This is a genomic window from Streptomyces sp. NPDC056948 (assembly GCF_042674225.1).
GTDB lineage: Bacteria > Actinomycetota > Actinomycetes > Streptomycetales > Streptomycetaceae > Streptomyces > Streptomyces purpurascens.
Map to the genome: position 1 here is coordinate 1 of NZ_JBHUQX010000653.1, position 3,388 is coordinate 3,388.

General features: G+C 71.1%; 4 protein-coding genes. 2 read left to right on the forward strand and 2 right to left on the reverse strand.

Going from position 1 to position 3,388, the window contains the following annotated elements:
* The first annotated feature begins 198 nt into the window (after positions 1–198).
* Positions 199–984, forward strand: coding sequence for a S1 family peptidase (locus ACFTZL_RS42935; protein ID WP_382595467.1), 786 nt, complete (start codon positions 199–201; stop codon positions 982–984).
* A gap of 81 nt (positions 985–1,065) precedes the next feature.
* Here ACFTZL_RS42935 and ACFTZL_RS42940 read toward each other — a convergent pair whose 3' ends face one another.
* Complete coding sequence (locus ACFTZL_RS42940) at positions 1,066–1,695, reverse strand: YdeI family protein (RefSeq protein WP_382595469.1); 630 nt, start codon at positions 1,693–1,695, stop codon at positions 1,066–1,068.
* Between the two features lie 39 nt (positions 1,696–1,734).
* Positions 1,735–2,319, reverse strand: a complete 585-nt coding sequence (locus ACFTZL_RS42945; RefSeq protein ID WP_382595472.1) for a TetR/AcrR family transcriptional regulator — start codon at positions 2,317–2,319, stop codon at positions 1,735–1,737.
* Between the two features lie 72 nt (positions 2,320–2,391).
* Here ACFTZL_RS42945 and ACFTZL_RS42950 point away from each other — a divergent pair, with 72 nt between their 5' ends.
* Positions 2,392–3,330: a DMT family transporter gene (locus ACFTZL_RS42950; RefSeq protein WP_382595474.1), complete on the forward strand. Its 939-nt coding sequence runs from the start codon at positions 2,392–2,394 to the stop codon at positions 3,328–3,330.
* The last annotated feature ends 58 nt before the right edge of the window (positions 3,331–3,388 follow it).

Genomic DNA, 3,388 nt, shown 5'->3' on the forward strand with positions numbered 1-3,388 from the left:
GGGGCGACTCCGTGCGGCGTGGCCGAATCGGGCCTCTTGTGCGAGGACTCGCGGCGTTCTCATAATCCAGCAGCAGAATTTTGACCGGTCCATGCCAGCACATGGACGTTTTTTTGCCCCTGCTGCTGACATGAGCTCGTCAAACGGATGCTTCGGTTGCACATCTCCCCAGGTCAACCCCCCACGGAAGGCATCACGTTGAAGAGACTTCTCACGGCCCTCAAGAGATGCACGGTCGTCGGCGCCGCCGCGCTCGCGATCGCCAGCCTTCAGCCCGTCACCTCGGCGCAGGCCGCGCCGTCGCCCGTCGTCGGCGGGACGCGGGCCGCGCAGGGCGAGTTCCCGTTCATGGTCAGGCTGTCCATGGGCTGCGGCGGCGCGCTCTACACCCAGCAGATCGTGCTCACGGCCGCGCACTGCGTGGGCAGTTCGGGCAACAACACGAGCATCACGGCCACCGCGGGGGTCGTCGACCTGCAGTCCACGAGCGGCCGGGTCCAGGTCCGCTCCACCAAGGTGCTCCGCGCGCCCGGCTACAACGGCACCGGCAAGGACTGGGCTCTCATCAAGCTCGCCCAGCCGATCAATCTGCCGACCCTGAAGATCGCCACGACCTCGCAGTACAACACCGGTGACTTCACCGTCGCCGGCTGGGGTGCGAACCGTGAGGGCGGTTCCCAGCAGCGCTACCTCCTGAAGGCGACCGTGCCGTTCGTCAGCGACGCCGCGTGCAAGGCCTACGGCGGTCTGTACAGCGGCCTCGTCGCGAACGAGGAGATCTGTGCCGGCTTCGACGCGGGCGGCGTCGACACCTGCCAGGGCGACTCCGGCGGCCCGATGTTCCGCAAGGACAACGCCGGCGCCTGGATCCAGGTCGGCATCGTCAGCTGGGGCGAGGGCTGCGCCCGGCCCGAGGCCCCCGGCGTCTACACGGAGGTCTCCACGTTCGCCTCCGCCATAGCCTCGGCGGCGTCCACCCTCTGACCCGCCCCTCGACAGCAACAGGACAGTTCACGGGTCCGGTGCCGTTGGGCACCGGGCCTGTGGTCGTGCGGTGGGGTCGGCTCACCCGGCGGCGGGCCCGCGCCCGGGCGATGGAGCAACTCCCGTCGGGTTCACCGGTTCCCGCCCGTCGGCCTCCAGCTTCGCCACCGCCGCGGTCACCTGTGCTGCCCGGCTCCGCGGTGTCCGGGCGCGGAGGACGCCGAGCATGGTGAGGTAGCGGTCCGTCCGGCCGAGGGTCTTGAAGGCCGCTGCGGCCCTGGGGCTCAGGGCCAGCGCCGCCGCGAGGTCCTCCGGGACCTCGGCCTCCTGCTGGGACGCGTAGGCCGCGTCCCATCGGCCGTCCGCCTGCGCGGACGCCACCTCGTCGCGTCCGCCGGGGCGCATCCGTCCGGCGGCGGTCAGTTCCTCGATCCGCCGGACGTTGACCATGGACCAGAGGCTGCCGGGGCGCCGCGGGGTGATCCTCTGGAGGTAGTACGACCCGTCGAGGCCCTTGCGCTGACCGGTGATCCACCCGTGGCACAGCGCCACGTCGTTGACGTCGGGGGCGCTGACGGAGGGGATGCCCGAACCCTTTTTGGCGACCTTGACCCAGAGGCCGGGATGCGGGGCCGGGTGGGCGGTCAGCCAGGAGTCCAGGTCGGCCACGGTGGCGAAGGTGAGCGGGGCCGTGCCGTCGGAGGTGGTCATGGCACCACCGTAGGGACCGAGTAGGACAGATTCCGTCCGCTACGCGAGCAGCGCGCGGGCCTGTTCGCGGGCGTTCTCGATGGCGTCCGGGAAGATGCCGAGGCCGTGCGCGACGAGCGCGCCCTCGTGCAGCAGCATCAACGCCCGGGCCAGACCGGCCGGTTCGTCCGGGGCGATGTCCGCGGCGAGGCGGGTGAACAGGGCGAGCATCCACTGCTTCTGGCCGGTGATGATCGAGTGGGCCGGGTGGGCGGGGTCGCTGATCTCCGCGTGGGCGTTGACCATGCTGCACCCCTTGGGGCTGCTGTCCCGCGCCCATGCGCGTGAGGCGTCGAAGACCGTCAGCACGCGCTCCCGTGGGTCCGGCCCGGCCGCGTCGAGGCGCTCGCCGAGGAAGGCCCGCCAGCGCTCGTCACGGTCGGCGAGGTACTCCACGACGATCTGCTCCTTGGAGCCGAACCGGTCGTAGAGGGTCTTCTTCGTCACCCCGGCCTCCGCGGCGATGAGGTCGACCCCGACGGCGTGGATGCCGCGCTCGTAGAACAGCCGCGCGGCGGCCTGAAGGGCGCGGCGGGCGGCGGGCGTCAGCGTGATCCGGCGGGGGTTCTCCGCGGTGGTACCCATGGCACCCGAGTATACCGATCTGTATAGTCGAGAGCGAACGGGTAAACCGATCTGTCTATTGGTTGTGATGTCGTGAACATCCTGCTCTCCCTCGCCTTCGTCCTGTGCTGGAGCTCCGGGTTCATCGGAGCCAAGCTCGGTGCGGGCAGCGCGTCCGCGCTCACGGTCCTGATGTGGCGGTTCCTGCCGCTGGCCGTCGTCCTCGTCGCCGTCGCCGTCCTCACACGGTCTGCGTGGCGAGGACTCACCGCCCGGGACGTGACCCGGCAGGCCGTGATCGGCGTGCTGTCGCAGAGCGGCTATCTGCTGAGCGTCTACTACGCCATCCAACTCGGCGTCTCCAGCGGCACGACGGCCCTGATCGACGGCGTCCAGCCCCTCGTCGCCGGAGCCCTCGCGGGACCGCTGCTCGGGAGCTACGCCTCGGGCCGGCAGTGGATCGGGCTGGGCCTGGGGCTGAGCGGCGTCGCCGTGGTCACCCTGGCCGACGCCGCTGCCGGCACGGACGTGGCCTGGTGGGCGTACGCCATTCCGCTGCTCGGCATGCTGTCCCTGGTCGCGGCGACGTTCCTGGAGAGCCGGTCCCGCTCGCGGGTCGCCCCCTCGGTGTCGCTGACCGTCCACTGCGCCACCAGCGCCGTCCTCTTCACCGCGCTGGCGCTGGGCACCGGAGCCGCCGCACCGCCGGCCGAGGGCGCGTTCTGGGTGGCGGTCGTCTGGCTCGTGGGCCTGTCCACGTTCGGTGGGTACGGGCTGTACTGGCTCATTCTGAAGCGCTCCGGCGTCACCGAGGTCAACACCCTGATGTTCCTCATGGCCCCGGTCACGGCCGTCTGGGGCGCGCTCATGTTCGGTGAGCCGTTCGGCGTCCAGACCGCCCTCGGGCTGGCCGTCTGCCTCGCGGCCGTCGTGATCGTCCACCGCGGCGGGGGCCGGGGGAACGCGGCCGTGACCGCCGCCCGGGGAGAGCGGGAGGAAAACCGGTGGACCCGGTCCTCCGAAACCGCCTAACGTGCCTGTCGTGTCCAGCCCCGAGGCGTCCAGAGTGTGGCCACCGGCTCTCCGGTGG